Source organism: Amycolatopsis tolypomycina (assembly GCF_900105945.1).
Lineage (GTDB): Bacteria > Actinomycetota > Actinomycetes > Mycobacteriales > Pseudonocardiaceae > Amycolatopsis > Amycolatopsis tolypomycina.
Genome location: NZ_FNSO01000004.1, coordinates 165,167 through 183,571, shown reverse-complemented (window position 1 = coordinate 183,571; position 18,405 = coordinate 165,167). Strand labels below are relative to the sequence as shown.

Annotated in this window: 21 protein-coding genes; 9 read left to right on the top strand and 12 right to left on the bottom strand. The window is 71.3% G+C overall.

Annotated elements, in window-relative coordinates; genetic code table 11:
* Window positions 1-64: 64 nt before the first annotated feature.
* From BLW76_RS11475 to BLW76_RS11465, 4 genes are read left to right on the top strand one after another with little or no spacing between them, the layout of a single operon-like run.
* Window positions 65-679, top strand: a complete 615-nt coding sequence (locus BLW76_RS11475; RefSeq protein WP_244170135.1) for a maleylpyruvate isomerase family mycothiol-dependent enzyme — start codon at window positions 65-67, stop codon at window positions 677-679.
* Window positions 676-834: a hypothetical protein gene (locus tag BLW76_RS49545; RefSeq protein WP_244170134.1), complete on the top strand. Its 159-nt coding sequence runs from the start codon at window positions 676-678 to the stop codon at window positions 832-834. The genes BLW76_RS11475 and BLW76_RS49545 overlap by 4 nt, the downstream gene beginning before the upstream one ends.
* A 50-nt stretch (window positions 835-884) precedes the next feature.
* Window positions 885-1,460: a PadR family transcriptional regulator gene (locus BLW76_RS11470; protein WP_091306157.1), complete on the top strand. Its 576-nt coding sequence runs from the start codon at window positions 885-887 to the stop codon at window positions 1,458-1,460.
* A gap of 9 nt (window positions 1,461-1,469) precedes the next feature.
* Window positions 1,470-2,918, top strand: a complete 1,449-nt coding sequence (locus tag BLW76_RS11465; RefSeq protein ID WP_091306155.1) for an FAD-dependent monooxygenase — start codon at window positions 1,470-1,472, stop codon at window positions 2,916-2,918.
* Between the two features lie 240 nt (window positions 2,919-3,158).
* Here BLW76_RS11465 and BLW76_RS11460 read toward each other — a convergent pair whose 3' ends face one another.
* The 7 genes from BLW76_RS11460 to BLW76_RS11430 form a co-directional block, all read right to left on the bottom strand.
* Window positions 3,159-3,677 (bottom strand): GNAT family N-acetyltransferase, encoded by a 519-nt coding sequence (locus BLW76_RS11460; protein ID WP_091306154.1) that lies wholly within the window; start codon window positions 3,675-3,677, stop codon window positions 3,159-3,161.
* Between the two features lie 31 nt (window positions 3,678-3,708).
* On the bottom strand, window positions 3,709-4,086 hold the full coding sequence (locus BLW76_RS11455) for a DUF427 domain-containing protein (RefSeq protein WP_091306152.1): 378 nt from the start codon (window positions 4,084-4,086) through the stop codon (window positions 3,709-3,711).
* 71 nt (window positions 4,087-4,157) lie between these two features.
* A complete protein-coding gene (locus BLW76_RS11450) occupies window positions 4,158-4,922 on the bottom strand; it encodes an HAD family acid phosphatase (RefSeq protein ID WP_091306151.1) in 765 nt (254 codons plus the stop codon).
* Between the two features lie 81 nt (window positions 4,923-5,003).
* Window positions 5,004-6,170, bottom strand: coding sequence for a class I SAM-dependent methyltransferase (locus BLW76_RS11445; protein WP_091306149.1), 1,167 nt, complete (start codon window positions 6,168-6,170; stop codon window positions 5,004-5,006).
* A gap of 1 nt (window position 6,171) precedes the next feature.
* A complete protein-coding gene (locus BLW76_RS11440; protein WP_091306148.1) occupies window positions 6,172-7,137 on the bottom strand; it encodes a class I SAM-dependent methyltransferase in 966 nt (321 codons plus the stop codon).
* 4 nt (window positions 7,138-7,141) lie between these two features.
* On the bottom strand, window positions 7,142-7,921 hold the full coding sequence (locus tag BLW76_RS11435) for an enoyl-CoA hydratase/isomerase family protein (protein ID WP_091306146.1): 780 nt from the start codon (window positions 7,919-7,921) through the stop codon (window positions 7,142-7,144).
* 54 nt (window positions 7,922-7,975) lie between these two features.
* On the bottom strand, window positions 7,976-8,797 hold the full coding sequence (locus tag BLW76_RS11430) for an ABC transporter ATP-binding protein (RefSeq protein ID WP_167384576.1): 822 nt from the start codon (window positions 8,795-8,797) through the stop codon (window positions 7,976-7,978).
* Between the two features lie 304 nt (window positions 8,798-9,101).
* Between BLW76_RS11430 and BLW76_RS11425 the strand changes: the two genes are divergently transcribed.
* The gene (locus tag BLW76_RS11425; RefSeq protein ID WP_091306145.1) at window positions 9,102-9,647 is read left to right on the top strand and encodes a cysteine dioxygenase; all 546 of its coding nucleotides are present in this window, start codon (window positions 9,102-9,104) and stop codon (window positions 9,645-9,647) included.
* Window positions 9,644-10,039, top strand: a complete 396-nt coding sequence (locus BLW76_RS11420) for a rhodanese-like domain-containing protein (RefSeq protein ID WP_091306143.1) — start codon at window positions 9,644-9,646, stop codon at window positions 10,037-10,039. The genes BLW76_RS11425 and BLW76_RS11420 overlap by 4 nt, the downstream gene beginning before the upstream one ends.
* Window positions 10,040-10,079: 40 nt before the next feature.
* On the opposite strand, the gene BLW76_RS11415 is transcribed toward BLW76_RS11420, so the two are convergent.
* Both BLW76_RS11415 and glgP read right to left on the bottom strand, forming a co-directional pair.
* Window positions 10,080-11,069: an LLM class F420-dependent oxidoreductase gene (locus BLW76_RS11415; RefSeq protein WP_091306141.1), complete on the bottom strand. Its 990-nt coding sequence runs from the start codon at window positions 11,067-11,069 to the stop codon at window positions 10,080-10,082.
* Window positions 11,070-11,134: 65 nt separating this feature from the next.
* Complete coding sequence (gene glgP, locus BLW76_RS11410) at window positions 11,135-13,663, bottom strand: alpha-glucan family phosphorylase (protein WP_091306139.1); 2,529 nt, start codon at window positions 13,661-13,663, stop codon at window positions 11,135-11,137.
* A gap of 226 nt (window positions 13,664-13,889) precedes the next feature.
* Here glgP and BLW76_RS11405 point away from each other — a divergent pair, with 226 nt between their 5' ends.
* Window positions 13,890-15,326, top strand: coding sequence for a neutral zinc metallopeptidase (locus BLW76_RS11405; RefSeq protein ID WP_208613526.1), 1,437 nt, complete (start codon window positions 13,890-13,892; stop codon window positions 15,324-15,326).
* Between the two features lie 44 nt (window positions 15,327-15,370).
* On the opposite strand, the gene BLW76_RS11400 is transcribed toward BLW76_RS11405, so the two are convergent.
* On the bottom strand, window positions 15,371-16,354 hold the full coding sequence (locus BLW76_RS11400) for a tetratricopeptide repeat protein (protein ID WP_091306136.1): 984 nt from the start codon (window positions 16,352-16,354) through the stop codon (window positions 15,371-15,373).
* Between the two features lie 172 nt (window positions 16,355-16,526).
* On the opposite strand from BLW76_RS11400, the gene BLW76_RS11395 reads away from it, so the two are divergent.
* Window positions 16,527-16,934 (top strand): hypothetical protein, encoded by a 408-nt coding sequence (locus BLW76_RS11395; RefSeq protein WP_091306134.1) that lies wholly within the window; start codon window positions 16,527-16,529, stop codon window positions 16,932-16,934.
* Here the strand turns inward: BLW76_RS11395 and BLW76_RS11390 are convergent.
* Entirely contained in the window at window positions 16,931-17,236 is a 306-nt protein-coding gene (locus BLW76_RS11390) for a thiamine-binding protein (protein WP_091306132.1), read from the bottom strand. The genes BLW76_RS11395 and BLW76_RS11390 overlap by 4 nt on opposite strands.
* A 79-nt stretch (window positions 17,237-17,315) precedes the next feature.
* On the opposite strand from BLW76_RS11390, the gene BLW76_RS11385 reads away from it, so the two are divergent.
* Window positions 17,316-17,816 (top strand): MarR family winged helix-turn-helix transcriptional regulator, encoded by a 501-nt coding sequence (locus tag BLW76_RS11385; RefSeq protein ID WP_091306130.1) that lies wholly within the window; start codon window positions 17,316-17,318, stop codon window positions 17,814-17,816.
* 54 nt (window positions 17,817-17,870) lie between these two features.
* Here BLW76_RS11385 and BLW76_RS11380 read toward each other — a convergent pair whose 3' ends face one another.
* Window positions 17,871-18,236 carry a DUF3817 domain-containing protein gene (locus tag BLW76_RS11380; protein WP_091306129.1) on the bottom strand — a complete coding sequence of 122 codons (366 nt, stop codon included), beginning with the start codon at window positions 18,234-18,236 and terminating at the stop codon, window positions 17,871-17,873.
* Between the last annotated feature and the right edge of the window lie 169 nt (window positions 18,237-18,405).

The window sequence follows — 18,405 nt, the reverse complement described above, 5'->3', positions numbered from 1 at the left end:
AGGTCGTCTTCGGGGCAGCCGATCATGACCCCACGGCCGCCGTCGTGCGGCCTACCGTGGTGGGGTGAAGTCCTTGAGCCACGACCGGCTGGCCGTCGCCCTCGTCACCGAAGCGGACCTGTTCAGCGTGGTGATCGCGGGCGCCGATCCGGACGTGCGCGTCCCGACGTGTCCGGAGTGGACACTGCGGGACCTGACCCGCCACGTCGGCGTCGCCTACCACAAGTCCGCCGCGATCATCGCGAGCCGGCCCACGGGCTACGTACCCTTCGAAGCCGTCACGATCGACGAACCGCCCGCGTTCGAGACCCTCGGTGCCTGGTTGCGCGACGGTGCGGAGCGGCTCGTCGCCGCCGTCACCGAGGTCGGCCCCGAAACCCCGACGTCGACGTGGACGCCCGACCGGCGCGCCGGGTTCTGGACGCGGCGGCTCACCCACGAAACGGTCGTCCACCGCGCGGACGCCACCTTCGCGACGGGCGCGCCTTACGACGTCGACGCCGATCTCGCCGCGGACGGGATCGCCGAGGGTCTGGACCTGGTGGCCGTCTTCTCGCGGCTGCAGCACCCGCGCTGGACCGGACGCCGTTGCGAGGCACCGGCGAGACGCTGCTGTTCCACGCCACCGATCCCGAGGCGGGCTGGCTGGCCCGGCGGACGCCGTCCGGGGTCGAGGTGAGCGAGGAAACCGGTGATGCCGACGTCGTCGTCGAGGGCCGCGCCGTCGACCTGCTGCTCGCGCTCACCGCGCGCATCGCCGCGGACGACCCGCGGCTCACCGTGTCCGGCGACGCGGCGCTCTTCACCCACTGGCTGGAGCACACGCGCTTCTAGCCGGCTTGACGGCGGTCGTATAGTCGGTTCCGACTAATAGGGAGCGACTAGTGCCGTCACGCAAGATCCGCAACACCCTCGCGCTGGCCCTGCTCGGGCTGCTGCTGGAACGCCCGATGCACCCGTACGAAATGGCGTCCACGCTGCGCGAGCGCTACAAGGACTCGACGTTCAAGATCAACCCGGGCTCGCTCTACGACACCGTGGAGGCGCTGGCGAAGCACCGCTGGATCGAGCCCGTCGAGACGGTCAGGGACGGCAACCGGCCGGAGCGGACCGTCTACGCGCACACCGAACTCGGGCACCAGGAGTTCGTCGCCTGGCTCGACGAGCTCGTCCGCGAACCGGTCGCGGAGTACGCGAAGTTCGTCGCGGCGGTGAGCTACCTCGGCGCGCTCGGCCCGGAGCGGGCCGCCGACGCGCTGGAGGAACGCGCCCGCCACCTCGCCGAACGCATCGACGGCGCCGACACCGCGCTAGCCGAAACCGTCGGCAAGGGCATGCCGCGGCTGTTCATGATCGAGGTCGAGTTCGCCCAGCACGCCTGGCGCGCGGAGCTCGACTGGGCGCGCCGCACGGCCGCCGAAATCCGGTCCGGCTCCCTGCCGTGGCCCGAAAACTCCTGAGGGGAAACCATGTCCGATCCCGACGTCCTCGTCGCCGGCGCCGGTCCGGCCGGCCTGCTGCTCGCCGCGGAGCTCGCGCTGGCTGGCGTCCGCACCACGATCGTCGAACGCCTGCCGGAGCGGCCGCCGTACTGCCGCGGCTTCAACCTCAACTCGCGTTCACTGGATCTGCTGGCCCGCCGCGGCCTGGCGGAAGGGCTCGTGGCCGAGGGCCACCGGGTGCCGATCGCGCCGGTCACCGGCCTGCCCGACCCGCTCCTGCTCGACGGCACGGCGACCGACCACCCGTTCTCGCTGGGCATCCCGCAAACCCGCGTCGAGGAGGTGCTGGAGGCGCGTGCGCGGGAGCTCGGCGTGGAAATCCTGCACGGGCACGAACTGCGGTCGTTCAGGCAGGACGGCGACGGCGTGACGGCGTCCATCCACAATGGACTAGACATTCGCGCGCGGTACCTGGTGGGCTGCGACGGCGGCCGCAGCACGGTGCGCAAGCAGGCGGGCATCGAGTTCCCCGGGGTGGACGCGCGCTGGTACGCGCTGCTCGGGGACGTCGAATGCGAGCTGCCGTACGGGCCTTCGGCCGGGCCGGACGGGCGGAGCGTGTTCGTCATCCCGCGGCCCGGGTACGTCCGGATCGTGGTCCGCGAGGACGACCCGCCGTCGGACAAGGACACGCCTGTCACGCTGGAACGCCTGCAGGAGCAGGTGGACACGGCGCTCGGCGGGCACGTCGAGCTGCGCGCACCGCGCTGGCTGACCCGGTTCGGCAACGCCGCGCGCCTGGCCGCGCGGTACCGCGAAGACCGGGTGCTGCTGGCGGGCGACGCGGCCCACATCCACCCGCCGGCCGGCGCGATCGGCGTGAACGTCGCCCTCGACGACGCGTTCAACCTCGGCTGGAAACTGGCGGCCACGGTGCACGGAACGGCCCCAGATGGCCTCCTGGACACCTACCACGACGAGCGCCACGCAGCGGGCGCCCGGATCCTGGCGAACACGCAGGCGCAGGTGGCATTGGAGGAAGCGGGCGCGGAGCCGTGGGCGGACCTGATGCGCCGCGTGGCCGCGCACCCGGCGGGCAACCGGGCGCTGGCGGAGATCATCACGGGGCTGGACGCGTGTTACGAGCCGGGCGGGCACGCGTGGCTGGGCCGGCTGGCGCCGGACGTGCCGCTGCGGGTGTCGGGAGCGGAGACGCACCTGGCGAAGCTGCTGCACGCCGGGCGGCCGGTGCTGGTGGACCTGACTTCCTCGGGAGCGTTCGGCGCGTGGTCGGCGGGGGTTGCGGTGGTGATGGCGTCCACTTTGGATACTGCGGACACTTCGGGCATCGACGCGGTGCTGCTGCGGCCGGACGGGCACGTCGCCTGGGTGGGCACGCGCGACTCCGGTGACACGGGGCTGGCCGAGGCGGTGCACCGGTGGGTCGGCGATGTTCCGGTGCCCGCCTCGGCGTGACGACTTCACCGAAACCTACCCCGGCCGCGGGTGACGACTTCGCCGCCACCCGCCCCGGCCGCGGATGACGACTTCGCCGCAATCCACCCCGGCCGCGGGTGACGACTTCGCCGCAATCCACCCCGGCCGCGGGGGCGCCCCCCGTCTTCCACGCTACCGGCGACCACTGACAGTTTCCGGCGCTGCCGGTGGTCGCGGCCGGAGTTGCCCACAACCGGTGCCGGCTGTGGGCAACTCCGGTCAGCTGGGGCGCTCCAGGACCGCTCGCTGCTCCACCCGGCCGTCCAGCACGAACCTGCTGTGCGGTGTGAACCCGAGTTTCTCCACCACCCGGCCCGACGGTTCGTTGACCGGCTCGTACACCGCCAGTAGCCGGTCTGCCCAGCCTGACTCGAATGCCTTGTCCCGCACCGCCGTCGTTGCTTCCGTTGCGTAGCCGCGGCCCCAGCCCGATGGTGCGATCCACCAGCCCATCTCCACCGCCGGGAGGCCGAGACCCGATTCCGTGGCGGTGCGCCGGACCAGTGACACCACTCCGTCGAACGTGCCCGGCGCCGCCGAGACCGCGAACCAGCCGTAGCCGTGCTCTGCCCAGTGCGCCAGCGTTGCGCGGTGCTTGGCCAGCGCGTACTCGTGGCTCCACGGCTCGCCGGTTCCCACGTAACGGACCGTCTCGGGGAGCTGGGCCATGGCGAACAGGTCGTCGAAGAAATCTTCGGACCACGCGTGCAGCGTGAGCCTCTCCGTGGTGATCAACACCGCCGCCAGTCTAGTGACGCCGGCGGTTCCCTCAGTCTTCGACCAGCTCGATCGAATCGACGACGTCCGGGTAGAACGCGACGTGGTCCTTGATCGGCGCGACCGCGTCGTACGGCTTCTCGTACGTCCAGACCGCGTTCTCGGCCCGCACCTCGCCCGCGTCGAGCGAGTAGTAGCTCGCCTCGCCCTTGTACGGGCAGTACGTCTCGTGGTCGGTCCGTTCGAGCACGGCCGCGTCGACGTCCGCCAGGGGGATGTACTGGACCGCCGGGTACGTGGATTCCTGCAGGGTGAACGCATTGCGGCTGTCCGCGATGACGCGCCCACCCGCCTTGACCACCACGCGCGCCTTGGTCGGCTCGACGGTGATCGGGTGGTCCGGGCCCGGCTGCAGAACCTTCTTCGCCATGTCAGCTCCCTCAGACTCCTGTGTACCAGGAGCAGCAAGCCGGGCCCGCCCGATATTCCGCCCGCGCGAAGTCAGGGCAGGTAGTACATCGGGTTCGGCAGCTTGACCGGTCGCAGCGCGTAGCCGCCTTCGAGGTCGCTGAACTGGTCACCGAGGTTCAGCACGATCTTCGCGCCGGTCGCCTCGATGTGCGCCCGCGTGCCCGACTTGTACTGGACGGTGGTGCAGGTCAGGCCGCACGGCAGGTAGTCCGGCGCGGTCGTCTTCGGCTTGAAGAACGCGCCCGCCGGGGCCGGGAAGCCCTCGTTGGCCAGGTTCTTCAGCGACTGCGGGCCCTGGAACTCGTTGCGGCCGGTCAGGAAGTACACCTTGACGCCGTGCTGCGCCGCCCAGTTGGCCAGCTCCAGCACCGGCTTGTTCGCCACGAACGTGCCGTTGTCGATGGCCTGCTGCTGCTTGACCGGGTCGAAGCCGAAGTCGTTGTCGGCCTCCCAGCCGTAGGTGACCTCGGACGTGTCGTCGACGTCCAGCACGACCGCCGGGTTCTTCACCCGGCCCAGCGACTGCTGCAGGTAGCGCTTCGCGTCCGCGACGATCCGGGTGGTGTCCTTCACGAACTGGCTGGTGTCCGAATAGTGGTGTTTGCCCGCGGCGTCGAGGTAGTCGCCGTAGTACGCCTTGACGTCCAGCTTGACCTGGCCGATGTTGGCCGGCTCCTTCGAGCGGGCGGCGGTGGACTCGTCGGATCCGGCCAGCGCGGTGGCCCCGGAGGCGACGGTGGCGCCGATGGCCGCGGCGGCGGCGAGCTTGACGAGACTTGACCATTTTCCGGACACGGCGAACCCTCCAGTGGAACTTGACGACCCGGGGAACCTACGTCACGTTCACCCGGAGTTCCACCCCTCGAAAGTTTCCGTTCAGTTGATTCTTTCCGCGCGGCACAGGAACGCGACGGGCGACCGGCCGATCCGCGTCAGCACCACCGACGCCTCCGCGCCGCCACGCGGTTTCAGCCGCCGCCGCAGCGCGTCCGGGTCGATGTCCAGGCCGCGCACCAGGATTTCCAGCCGTCCGACGTCGTGTCGCTTGAGGACGGCCTTCAGGGCCTTCTCGGTGTACGGCCCGTGCTCCAGGACGCGGAACGCCCGCACGCCCGGCGGCGGCGTGTCCCCGGTCAAGTACGCGATGCGTTCGTCGAGCTGCCACAACCCGTGGCGCGCCGCGTAGTGGCGGACCAGCCCGGCCCGGATGACGGCGCCGTCGGGGTCGACGATCCACTCCCCCGGGTCCCGGGTGGGCAGTTCGTCCGGTTCGGCGTCGGTGACCGTCCACTGTGTCCCGTCCGAGCGCAGCACGGTCGCCCGGCGGGTGACGCCGGTGCCCAGGCCCCGCCAGAGGCAGGATTCGCGGACCTGGCCGTCCAGGGACACCAGTTCGACTTCCTCGGCCCACGGCGTGAGCGCGAAGTCGAGGCCGGGCGCGCACTTCACGGACAAGGGCCGCCCCGGATAGGCCTCGACCAATCCGTCCAGCGGCGGGGCGAAGTCGGCGGGTTTCCACGCCCGGCGGCCGGCGGAGTCGCGCCGGGCCGGGTCCGCGACGACGACCCCGGACCGGCTGACCGGACGCAGGGCGTCGGCGCGCGCGAGTCCGAACGCGACACCCGACAAAGTCCCGTTGTGCCGGGCCATTTCCAGCCGCACCGGGTCCACATCGGACCCCACCGCGAGCCGCGCCACCCGCGCGATTTCGACGAGGTCCGCGCCCACCGAGCAGGTGACGTCGTGGACGTCGAGACCCGCCAGCCGGGCCGCCCGGTGCCGCGCGACGACCGACGCGCTCGCCTGCTGGAGCGCGTCGGAGGTGAACAGCCAGTCCACACCGGACAGCTTGCCGACGGCTTTCCGCCGCAGCAGCACGGTTTCCAGGACAGCGGCCGCGTGCTCCGAGCCCACGAGACGGCGGACGGCCGCGACCGACGCGATCGGGTCGGTCAGCGGCAGCGCCGAAACCTCGGCGAGCGCCGCCGTCCCCGCGCCGGAACGCAGGTAGGCGACGTCGCCGAGGCTGAACGAATAACCCAACTCAGGACGGCCGCTTGGTCCCGGTGATCATGACGTTGTAGAACAGCTCCCGCGGCAGGATCTTCGAGAGCACCTTCTTGTCCACGGCGGACAGCCGCAGCCACAGGTGGTAGGCGAACAGCCGCCAGCGCACGGTCAGCTTCTCCGACGGCACCGCGGCTTCGAACGTCCGGATCGGCCAGCCCGCGAGCGCCGCGGCGAACTCCTCGGTGACCGCGCGGACGTCCTGGGCGCCGGCCCCGCGGGCCCACGACTCCAGCTCCGACGGGTCGAAAGTGTGGATGTCCACGACAGCTTCGAGGGCGGCGGCACGCGACGACTCGTCCAGTTCGGACTGCGGACGCCGCCAGCCGCGCAGCGCCGGCAGCTTCGTCACGCGGGTCGTCAGGAACCAGGTGAACTGGCCGAGCTTGCGGGCGTAGAAGTCGCCGACCTTGGTCGGCTCGCCGGCGAAGACGAACCGGCCGCCCGGCTTGAGCACGCGCAGCACCTCGCGGAACGCCGCCTGGACGTCCGGGATGTGGTGCAGCACCGCGTGCCCGACCACCAGGTCGAACGTGTTGTCGTCGTACGGGATGCGCTCGGCGTCGGCGACCCGGCCGTCGACGTCGAGGCCGAGCTTCTCGGCGTTGCGCAGCGCGACCTGGACCATGCCGGGCGAGAGGTCGGTGACCGACCCCTTCTTGGCGACGCCGCCCTGCATCAGGTTCAGCAGGAAGAAGCCGGTGCCGCTGCCCAGCTCCATCGCGTGCTGGTAGGGCTGGCCGTCCTCGCCCGCGACGGCGTTGAACACGTCGGTGGCGTAGGAGATGCAGCGCTCGTCGTACGAGATCGACCACTTCTCGTCGTAGGTGCCGGCTTCCCAGTCGTGGTAGAGCACGTTCGCCAGCTTGGGGTCGGCGTAGGCCGCCTGGACCTCCTCGGCGGTGGCGTGCGGGTTCGGCGCCGGGTCGTTCACGTCGGTCAAGGCGTCATTTCCCTTCGAAAGTGGCCTTGCCGGGCCCGTTTTCGATGAACGACTTCATGCCGTTCTGCTGGTCTTCGGTCGCCCAGAGGGCGGCGAACAGGTGCGATTCGAGCTTGAGCGCGTTCTCCAGGTCCATGTCGAGGCCGCCGTCGATGGCCGCCTTCGCCGCGCGCAGCGCGATCGCGGGACCGTTCGCGAACTGGGCGGCCCACTTGTGCGCGGCCGCGTAGACGTCGTCCGGAGCGACGACCTGGTCGACGATCCCCAGCTGCAGCGCCTCTTCGGCCTTGACGAACCGTCCCGTGTAGACGAGGTCCTTGGTCTTGCTCGGCCCGATCAGCCGGGCCAGGCGCTGCGTGCCGCCCGCGCCGGGGATGACACCGAGCTGGATCTCGGGCTGGCCGACCTTGACGTTGTCGCCCGCAACCCGCCAGTCGGCGGCCAGGGCCAGCTCGAGGCCGCCGCCGAGGGCGTACCCGGTGATGGCGGCGACGACCGGCTTCGGGATGTTCGCGATGGCCGCGACCGTGCCCGTGAGGGTGGCGCCGAACTTCGCGATCTCCGGGTAGCTGCGGGCGGCCATCTCCTTGATGTCCGCGCCGCCGGCGAAGGTCTTCTCGCCGCCGTAGAGGATCACCGCGCGGATGTCGTCACGCTCGGCCGTCTCCTTCGCCAGCTCGGCGAATTCGGCGGTGACCTGGGCGTTCAGGGCGTTGACCGGCGGCCGGTCGAGCCGGATCGTGCCGACCCCGTCCTTGACCTCCAGTGTTACGAACTCTCCCACGCCCATCCTCCTCGTTGACGATCTGCCAGCACGCTACCGGTCGGTAGGGACAGCCTAGCGACGACGGGCGAAGAAGCGATCCCCGGAGCGCTCCAGCACGAGGTCCTGGTCGAAGGTCTTCGAGAGGTTTTCGCTGGTGATGACGTCGTCGACGAGACCGGACACCACCGCGTGGCCGTCACGCAGCAGCAGCGCGTGGGTGAAGCCCGGCGGGATCTCCTCGACGTGGTGGGTGACCAGCACCAACGCGGGCGCGTCGGGGTCCATCGCCAGGTCGGAGAGGCGCGCGACCAGGTCCTCGCGGCCGCCGAGGTCGAGCCCCGCGGCGGGCTCGTCGAGCAGCAGCATCTCGGGGTCGGTCATCAGCGACCGGGCGATCAGCGCCCGCTTGCGCTCGCCCTCGGACAGCGTGCCGAAGGTGCGTTCGGCGAGGTGCCCGATGCCCATCGCTTCGAGCAGCTCGGTCGCGCGGGCCATGTCGAGGGTGTCGTATTCCTCACGCCAGCGGCCGAGCACCGCGTAGCCGGCGCTGACCACGACGTCCTTGACCAGCTCTTCGCCCGGCACGCGCTGGGCGATGGCGGCCGAGGTGAAGCCGATGCGGGGGCGCAGGTCGAAGATGTTGACCCGGCCGATCCGCTCGCCGAGCAGGTCGACCTCGCCGGTGGTCGGGTGCAGCTCGGCCGCGGCCAGGCGCAGCAGGGTGGTCTTGCCCGCGCCGTTCGGGCCGAGCACCACCCAGCGCTCGTCCAGTTCGACGGTCCAGTCGAGGCCGGCGAGGAGGTCGTTGGTCCCCCGGCGGACGCCGACACCGGCCATCCGGACCACGAGGTCGTCAAGTTCGCTGGGCTGGATCGGCTCGCTCACGTGGCCCATTCTGTCTGCCGTCGCGCGCGCGTGCGCACCCGCCCGGGTGAGATGGTGAACACGCAGGTCGCCGGGTGTTCCACGACATGGAACGCCGGGGCCCGGCGGCCTCGCGTGTGGGAGTATCGCCGTATGTCCGCCGACGCGCCCGTGACCCCGGTGACCCGGGGCTCGTTCTGGCGCCGTCGCGCGATCGACCTGCTGCTCGTCGCTTCGGCCGGGTGTACGCGGGCGCGGCTTCGCTGACCTGTCTCGTGCGGTGCCGCGCTGCCCCCGTGTCCGATCACCCTGCGCGTTGCGAGGAGCACCCGCGATGACCACGTCCCTGGTTCGTCCGCCCGTCGAGATCCACCCGCAGCTGACCGACCCGCTGCTGCCCGAGCTGCTGCACCCCTCGCGGCTGCTCTGGACGCCGCGGGAGCTGGCCGAGCTGACCGCCACCGTCACCACCGAGCTGACCGCGGGCCTGCGCGGCATCCTGCGGTTCGACGAGGACCGCCGCTGGTGGGCCCGGCTGGCCCTGACCGACGGCGTCGAGCTGTGGCTGCTGTCGTGGCTGCCCGGCCAGCACACGAAGCCGCACGACCACGGCGGCGCGTCCGGCTCGTTCACCGTCCTGCAGGGCGAGCTCGGCGAGGAGTACCGCTACCCGGGCGGCCAGGTCCGGCGGCGGACGCACGTCGCCGGCGAAGGCCTGGGCTTCGGCGCCGGCCGCGCCCACCAGGTGACGGGTATCGGCGACCAGCCGGCGGCCAGCGTCCACGCGTACTCGCCGCCGCTGGTGGCGACGCGGGAGTACGCGTCGCTGGCCGACGTTCCGGCGGAAATCCCGCCGCTGCCCAGTATCGTCCGGTCATGAGCGCTGTCGATTCGCTGCTGGCCGCCGCGCGGTCTTCTTTGGTTCGGGTCGGCCCGGCCCGCGCCCGCGAGCTGCAGGAGGCGGGGGCGCTGGTGGTCGACATCCGGCCGCTGGCGAACCGCGCGGCGGAGGGCGAGATCCCGGGCGCGGTGATCGTCGAGCGGATCCACCTGGAGTGGCGGCTGGCGCCGGACAGCGAGTGGCGGCTGCCCTCGGTCGGCCCGGATTCGACGGTGATCGTGGTGTGCAACGAGGGCTACTCGTCGAGCCTGGCCGCCGCCGACCTGCAGCGGCTGGGGCTGCCGCGGGCGACCGACCTCGAGGGCGGGTTCCGCGCGTGGGCTGCCGCCGGGCTGCCCGTGCAGGACGGCGGCAGCCCGGCGGTGCCTTAGCAGCCCCCGTTTTCCACGCTACCGGAGGGGACCGACAGTTTTAGTCCGCCAGGGCCGGCGCGACGTGTTTTGTGAACAGGTCGATGCCGGTCCGGTCGTACGCGGCGTCCGGGAAGTTCAGGATCGCGTACGACATGCCCCGCTTGCCCAGCGCGGCGAGGTGCTCGGCGACCTGCTCCGGCGTGCCGGCGGTCGGGCCGCTCGCGAAGGTGGCGACCGCCCGCTCGGCCTCTTCGGCCGGGACGTACTTCGCGTAGTGCGCCTTCAGCCAGGCCTGCTTCTCCTGGACTTCGCTCTCGGTCTCGCCGAGGACGACGCTGAGGTTGCCCGAGCGGACGATCGCGTCGAAGTCGGTGCCGACGTCCTTGCAGTGCGCCGCCAGGATCTCCGACTTGCGCGTGAAGGTCTCCGGCTCGGGGAAGAAGTTCGTGTACCGCGCGTACTTCGCCGCGATCCGGAGCGTCTTCTTCTCGCCACCGCCGGCGATCCACAGCGGGATACCGCCCTCCTGCGGGGGCAGCGGGCGCAGGATCGCACCGTCGGTCTGGTAGTGCTTTCCGTCCAGTGTGGACGTTCCGGTCGTCCACAGGTCCCGCATGATCCGGACGCCTTCGTCGAGCTGCCCGAGCCGCTCGCCGGCGGACGGGAAGCCGTAGCCGTAGGCCCGCCACTCGTGCTCGTACCAGCCCGCGCCGATGCCCATTTCGACCCGCCCGCCGGAGATGAGGTCGGCGGTCGCGGCGACCTTCGCCAGGTAGGCGGGGTTGCGGTACCCCATGCAGGTGCACATCTGCCCGAGCCGGACGGTCTCGGTGGCGGCGGCGAACGCCGAGATCAGCGACCACGCCTCGTGCGTGGCCTCCTCGGTCGGAACCGGCACGGTGTGGAAGTGGTCGTAGACCCAGATCGATTCGAAGGGGCCGGCCTCCGCGTGTTTCGCGAGGCCGAGCATGGTCTTCCAGTGGTCCGCGGGGTCGATGCCGGCCAGGTCGAGCCGCCAGCCCTGCGGGACGAACATTCCGAAGCGCATGCCTACAACTTAGCTTCGCTCAGGGTTGTTCGCGGCGTGATTTCCCGGCTGGAGCGCACTCCAGGTCAGGCCAGGACCACCCGTGCCAGCTCGGCCGGCGTCGCCAGCAGGCCGTGCTTCGGCAGCACGCGGACCGTGTAGCCGATCGCTCCCGGGCGGGGGAGCTTCACGCGGGCCGCGAACGCGCCGATGCCGTCGGCCGTCATCGGGACCGTCACGGCGTCGCGGAGCTCGTCGTCGTCGGCCACCCGGCCGACCACCGCCTGGATGTCCACTTCGGACGGGTCGAGGCCGGCCAGGTCGATGCGGGCCCTGATCGTCACCTCGGTGCCCACCACCAGGGGCTCGGTCGCCGCCACCAGCAGTTCCGAGTCGAAGATGCGCAGGCGCGGCCAGGACACCTCGAGTTTCGTGCGGTAGTCCGCCAGCGAGAGGGCGCCGCGGTAGCCGTCGCCCGTTGCCGCCGTCACCATGCGGGACGCCGGGAGGTAGCCGTTGTCGACGTACTCGCGGACCATGCGGGACGCCTGGACCCGCGGGCCCAGCGTCTCCAGCGTGTGCCAGACCATCGACAGCCAGCCCGTGGGCACGCCGTCGGCCGAACGGTCGTAGAACAGCGGCGCGATCTGCTGGCCGAGCAGCTCGTACAGCGCCGCCGCCTCGAGGTCGTCGCGGCGCAGGGGGTCGGCGACGCCGTCCGCGGTCGGGATCGCCCAGCCGTTGCTGCCGTCGTAGCACTCGTCCCACCAGCCGTCGCGGATCGACAGGTTGAGGCCGCCGTTCAGCGCCGACTTCATCCCCGACGTCCCGCACGCCTCCAGGGGCCGCACCGGGTTGTTCAGCCAGACGTCGCAGCCGCGGTACAGGTAGCGGGCCATCGACATGTCGTAGTCGGGCAGGAAGACGATCCGGTGCCGGACGTCCGCGCCGTCGACGAACCGGACGATCTGCTGGATCAGCTGCTTGCCGTTCTCGTCGGCCGGGTGCGACTTGCCGGCCACGACGACCTGGATCGGGCGCTGCTCGTGCAGCAGCAGCGTCCGCAGCCGGTCGGGGTCGCGCAGCATCAGCGTCAGCCGCTTGTACGTCGGGACGCGGCGGGCGAAGCCGACCGTCAGCACGTCCGGGTCGAAGACCGAGTCGACCCAGCCCAGCTCCAGCGGTGACGCGCCGCGCTGCAGCCAGGCCGCGCGCACCCGGCGCCGCACCTCGTGCACCAGCTTCTCGCGCAGCTCGCGCCGCAGCTCCCACAGCTGGGCGTCGGACACGCCGTCGCGCAGCGGCCCTTCGCCGACGTCGAGCCCCCATTCGCGGCCCAGCAGCGTGCTCAGCTCGCGCGCCACCCACGTCGGGCCGTGGACGCCGTTCGTCACCGACGAGATCGGCACCTCGTCGTGGTCGAAGCCGGGCCACAGCCGCGAGAACATCTTGCGCGTCACGCGCCCGTGCAGCTGCGAGACGCCGTTCGCGCGCTGCGCCAGCCGCAGGCCCATGTGCGCCATGTTGAACAGCCCGGGGTTGTCCTCGGCGCCGAGCGCGAGCACGCGGCGCGGGTCGATGTCCGGCACCAGGCGGCCGTCGGCGAAGTAGCGCTGCACCAGGTCGACCGGGAACCGGTCGATGCCCGCGCTGACCGGGGTGTGCGTGGTGAACAGTGTCCCGGCGCGGACCGCCGGCATGGCCTCGTCGAACGCGAGGCCGTCGGCCTGGACGATCTCGCGGGCACGCTCGAGGCCCAGGAAGCCCGCGTGTCCCTCGTTCGTGTGAAACACCATGGGCTGCGGGTGGCCGGTCAGCTCGCAGTACTTCCGCACCGCGCGGAAGCCGCCGATGCCGGCCAGGATCTCCTGCCGCAGCCGGTGGTCGGCGTCGCCGCCGTAGAGCCGGTCGGTGACGCCGCGCAGGTCTTCGTCGTTGGCCTCGGTGTCGGTGTCGAGCAGCAGCAGCGGCACCCGCCCGACACGCGCCTGCCAGATCTGCGCGCACAGCTCGCGCCCGCCCGGCATCGCGACGCCGATCAGCACCGGACGGCCGCCCGCGGTCAGCAGCTCCAGGGGGAAGGCGTTCGGGTCGATCACCGGGTAGTGCTCGACCTGCCAGCCGTCGAGCGACAGCGACTGCCGGAAGTAGCCGTTGCGGTAGAGCAGGCCGACGCCGACCATCGGCACGCCCAGGTCGGACGCGGCTTTCAGGTGGTCGCCGGCCAGCACGCCGAGGCCGCCGGAGTAGTTCGGCAGCGCTTCGGTGACGCCGAACTCCATCGAGAAGTAGGCGACCGCGGACGGCAGGTCGTCGTCTTCGCGGCGCTGGTACCAGCGCGGCTCGGTCAGGTACTTCTCCAGATCCTCGGCCGCGGCACGGGCGCGCGCGAGGAAGTCGTCGTCGACCGCCAGCTCGTCGAGCCGGGCCGGCGGCAGCGCGGTGAGCATCCGCAGCGGATCGCGCACGGCGTTGAAGAGCTCGGCGTCCATCGACGCGAACAGGTCGCGCGTCGGCGGGTGCCACGTCCAGCGCAGGTTGGTGGCCAGCGCGCCCAGGCCGGACAGCGAATCCGGGAGGCTGGCGCGGACGGTGAACCGGCGGACTGCACGCATGGGAACCGACGATATCGGGCCGCACGCCGGCCTGCGCAGGGAGTGAGGCTTATTCGGGCCAGGCCGCCGCGCCCGCCCGCATGCCGCTGACCAGCACAAAAAGTCATGCGGCGGCCGACGGCTGAATAAGTCTCATCAGTTCGGGGATAACGTGCACGCTCCGCGTATGCCCTGGGTATGGTCCTGCCCGTCGGGTACCGGGTGGGCACGAGAGCGAGTGAACAGAATGATCCCAGGGGGAGGACGGCGGGCGCTGGTCGCGCTGCTGGCCGTCGCGGCGGTCGCCGTGAGCGGGTGCAACAGCAAGGGCGGCGGGGCGAGCGGTGACCCGGCCAAGGACACCGGCGCCGGGTCCGTCTCCGGGCTGCCGGTGACGCACTTCGAGAGCGGCCTCAAGCCGGATGCGCCGAAGCCGGACCTGAACGTCCGCAACGCCGACGGCGGCGAGGACGACAAGCTCGCCACGGCCGCGATCGCGGACGTCCAGACGTACTGGGCCGAGATGCTGCCCGCCAACTTCGGCGAGCAGTTCGAGCCGGTGAAGTCCCTGCTGTCCTACGACGCGCAGACCGACACCGAGGAAACCGGCTGCGGCAGCGTGAAGAAGCTCGTGAACGCGTTCTACTGCCCGGTCGACGACTCGGTGGCGTGGGACCGCGGCGTGCTGCTGCCGATGCTGCGCCAGCGCTTCGGCCCGATGTCGGTGGTCGTCGTGCTCGCGCACGAGTTCGGCCACGCCGTGCAGTACCGGCTCGGCGACAAGGCCGGGATCGCGAAGAACACCCCGACCGTGGTCAAGGAGCAGCAGGCCGACTGCTTCGCCGGCGGCTACTTCCGCTGGGTCGCCGAGGACAAGAGCAAGTACTACCGCGTGTCGACGTCCGAAGGCCTCAACCAGGTGATGGCGTCGATGTTCCTGATCCGCGACCAGGCAGGCACCAGCGCCGCCGACCGGGGCGCGCACGGCACGGCGTTCGACCGCACCTACGCGTTCCAGGCCGGGTTCGAGAAGGGCCCGAAGGAGTGCGCGGGGATGAACCCCGAGAACGTCAAGGCCCGGCTCACCGAGCGCCCGTTCGACAAGGGCGACAAGGGCAAGGGCGACGCGAAGTTCAACGCCCAGACCGTCTCGCTGCTGAAGAAGAGCCTCGACGAGGCCTTCAAGGGCGCCGGCGTGGCCGCGCCGGAGATCACCGACAGCGGCAGCTGCCAGACCACGCCGCCGGCGTCGTACTGCCCGGACGACAACACGGTCAGCATCGACATGGCCAAGCTGGCCCAGCTCGCCCAGCCCATCGACCGCGAGGCCGAGATGAAGGGCGAGGACCCGGGCGGCATGGGTGACTTCGCGGCGTTCTCGGAGGTCGCGGCCCGGTACGCGCTGGGCATCCAGAAGGGCGTCGGCGCGTCGATCGACAACGCCAACGCGGGCCTGCGCACGGCGTGCCTGGTGGGCGCGTGGGCGGCGTTCACGAACCGTCCGGGCGACCTGCGGCTTTCGGCCGGTGACCTCGACGAGGCCATCGCGGACCTGCTGCAGCCGGAGAGCCTCGTGTCGGCGGACGTCAACGGGAAGCGCCCGGACAGCGGTTTCGACCGGGTCGAGGCGCTGCGCAAGGGGTACCTCGAGGGCTCATCGGTCTGCTCGAAGTCCTACGCCTAGGTTGTGTGAAAAGGGCCCCCACCACGCGGTGGGGGCCCTTTTCTTCAGAAGAGCGCGCTCGCCAGGTCGCGGCGGGCCTTCATGACCCGGTCGTCGGCCGGGTCGAACAGGTCGAACAGGGCCACCAGGTGCTCGCGGACCTTGTTGCGGTCGTCGCCCGCGGTGCGGCGGACGGTGTCGATCAGGCGCTTGAAGCCCGCCTCGACGTCGTTCGCCGCGATCTCGAGGTCGGCCGCGTCGAGCTGGGCTGCCAGGTCCGACGGGTCGGCGTCCGCCTTGGCGACGGCGTCCGGGTCGGCGCTTTCGGCGCGGGCGGTGAACTTGACCTGGGCCAGGGCGTTCTTGGCCAGCTCGTTGGCCGGTTCGACGTCGAGGATGCGCTCGTAGGCGGCCTGCGCGGCGGCGAAGTCGCCCCGCTCGAAGGCCTCCTCCGCCTCGGTGAAGCGCGGGTCCTCGGGCTCCTCGACCGGGCCGCCCGCCGCCTCGGCGTCGCGGATGCCCGGCAGCTTGTCACGCAGGGCGTCCAGGAGCGCGTTGATCCACTTGCGGATCTCGGGCTCGGGCAGCGCGCCGGAGAAGGCGTCGACCGGCTGGCCGCCGGCGATGGCGACGATCGTGGGGATGGACTGCGCGCCGAACAGCTGCGCGATCCGCGGGTTGGCGTCGACGTCGACCTTCGCCACGACCCACGCGCCCCCGGACTCGGCGGCCATCCGCTCGAGGACCGGGGACAGCTGCTTGCACGGGCCGCACCACTCGGCCCACAGGTCGACGACCACGAGCTGGCGCAGGGACCGCTCCACGACCTCGGCCTGGAAGGTGGCCTCGGTGACATCGATCACGGCCGCGCTCGCGCCTTCGCCCGCACCGGGCCGCGGCGGCCCGTCACCGGCCGGACGCGCGGGCGGGGCCGCCGGCTGACGTTGCGCCGCTTCGGCACGGGCCTTGAGCGCGGACAGGTCGACCGCGCCGGACAGGGCGGCGGACAGGGCCGCTGACTTCGCTGCAGATCCGCGTGGTTGTGTCACGGTTCCATCCTGGCACGCGCGCCGGAGCGATTTCACCGGGTGCCCGGCCCTGTCCACGGTCTGACCGGTTCGGGTGCCCGCGGCGGCACCGGCCGGCCCGGCGCCGTGGGGTTCGGCACCCTCGCGGCCCGTCCGCTTGGCAGGACGGCAGCGCTGGGGCAGGCTCGGCCGGGTGCACATCCGGCGTGACGTGAAGGTGGGCCTGTCGGTGGCGGCCGCCCTTGCCTGGATCGGGGCGGTGACCCTGCTCATCGTGCACGAGCCCGAGCCCGGCGCCGCCTCGCCCGGGGAGTTGCGGGACAAGCTCGCCGCCGCTCTCTCGCGGCATGATGCCGATGCCTTCGCCGGTCTCCTCGACTATCCCGGCTCCGGCGGCGGTGACTTCGCGAAGGACTACGTCTCCGCCCTCGCCGGCCGGGGCGTTCACGACGTGCGTGTCGAGCTGGGACCGGATGCCGGCGAGCCGACCCGGGCTACCGTCTCCGGTGCGCTCGGGGACGGCAAGCCGTTCAGCTACCCGCTCGCCGTCACGAGCGAAGACGGCCGGTGGACCGTCGCCTTCACCCCGCCGCTTCCCTAGTCGGATTCGCGCAGGTGCGCTTCGATCCGGTCCACCTTGGCCTCCAGCTGGCCGGAGAAGCCCGGCCGGATGTCCGCCTTCAGCACCAGGCTGACCCGGGACGAGTCTTCGCCCGCCGCCTCGACCGCGCGCTTCACCACGTCCATGACCTGGTCCCACTCGCCTTCCACGTTCGTGAACATGGCGTTGGTCGAGTTGGGCAGCCCGGAGTCGCGGACCACCTTCACCGCGCGGGCCACGGCTTCGCTCACCCCGCCGTCCGGCTCCCCGCCGGACGGGCTCACGCTGAACGCGACGATCATGCTCGGAAGTCCCTTCTTCGGTGGTCATTTCCGCCAGTCGTGCGACACCCGCCGGTACCCGCTGGTAACTTCGCGTGTCATGAACCGTCCGCTGCCGTTCGACCCGATCGCCCGCGCGGCCCGGATCTGGGAGGACCGCATCGGGCCCTCCGGGACCATGGCCGCGGTGACCGGGGTGATGCGGGTCCAGCAGATCATCCAGTCCGCGGTGGACGGCGCGCTCAAGCCGCACGGCTTGACGTTCGCCCGGTACGAAGCGCTGGTGCTGCTCACCTTCGCCCGCAGCGCCAGCCTGCCGATGCGGGTGATGGGCGAGCGGCTCCAGCTGCACCCCACCAGTGTCACCAACATAGTGGACCGGCTGGAGCGCGACGGGCTCGTCAAGCGCGTGCCGCACCCGACCGACCGCCGCACGACGCTGGTGGAGATCACCGACGAGGGTCGCAAGCGCCGTGAGGCCGCGACCGAGGCCGTCACCGCCATCGACTTCGGGCTGAACGGGCTGACCGAACGGCAGACCGAGCAGCTGACGGACCTGCTGACGAAGGTGCGCCGCGCCGCCGGGGACTTCAGCGAGTAGGCAGCAGAAAGGGCCCGCACTCGGCGAGTGCGGGCCCTTTCTCCCATGCCGGGATCAGGCGGCGACGGGTTCCTTCGCCTGGAACAGGCCGACACCGCCGTGGGACAGCCGCTGCGGGCCGTCGAGCTTGCCGTTGCGCAGCGCCCACTTCTCGAACAGCCACGTGAACAGCGGCGGAATGCTGGCCAGCAGGGCCAGGACCAGCGTCTTCGGGCGCCAGCCGAGCGGCTTCGCCACGGACAGGGAGATCACCACGTAAAGGACGAAGATCACGCCGTGCACCATGCCGAGGACGGGCACGCCGCCCTCACCGGAGGAGTGGACGACGTACTTGAGGAACATCCCGACCAGCAGCCCGGCCCAGGAGAGGGCTTCGGCTACCGCGGCCACGCGGAACACTAGAGCGGCCTTGCTGGACACTTCTTCCTCCTGTGGGGTCTCACCACGTTGGTATACAGACACGAAAACGTCCGACGTGCACCGTCCAAGCCGGACTTGCCTTGGACGTCAACGGCGCTGTCGGACGTGCTGATACCAGTGTGAGGCGTGACGGCCCTCACGGGAACACCGGGGCCCGTGACGATGCTCA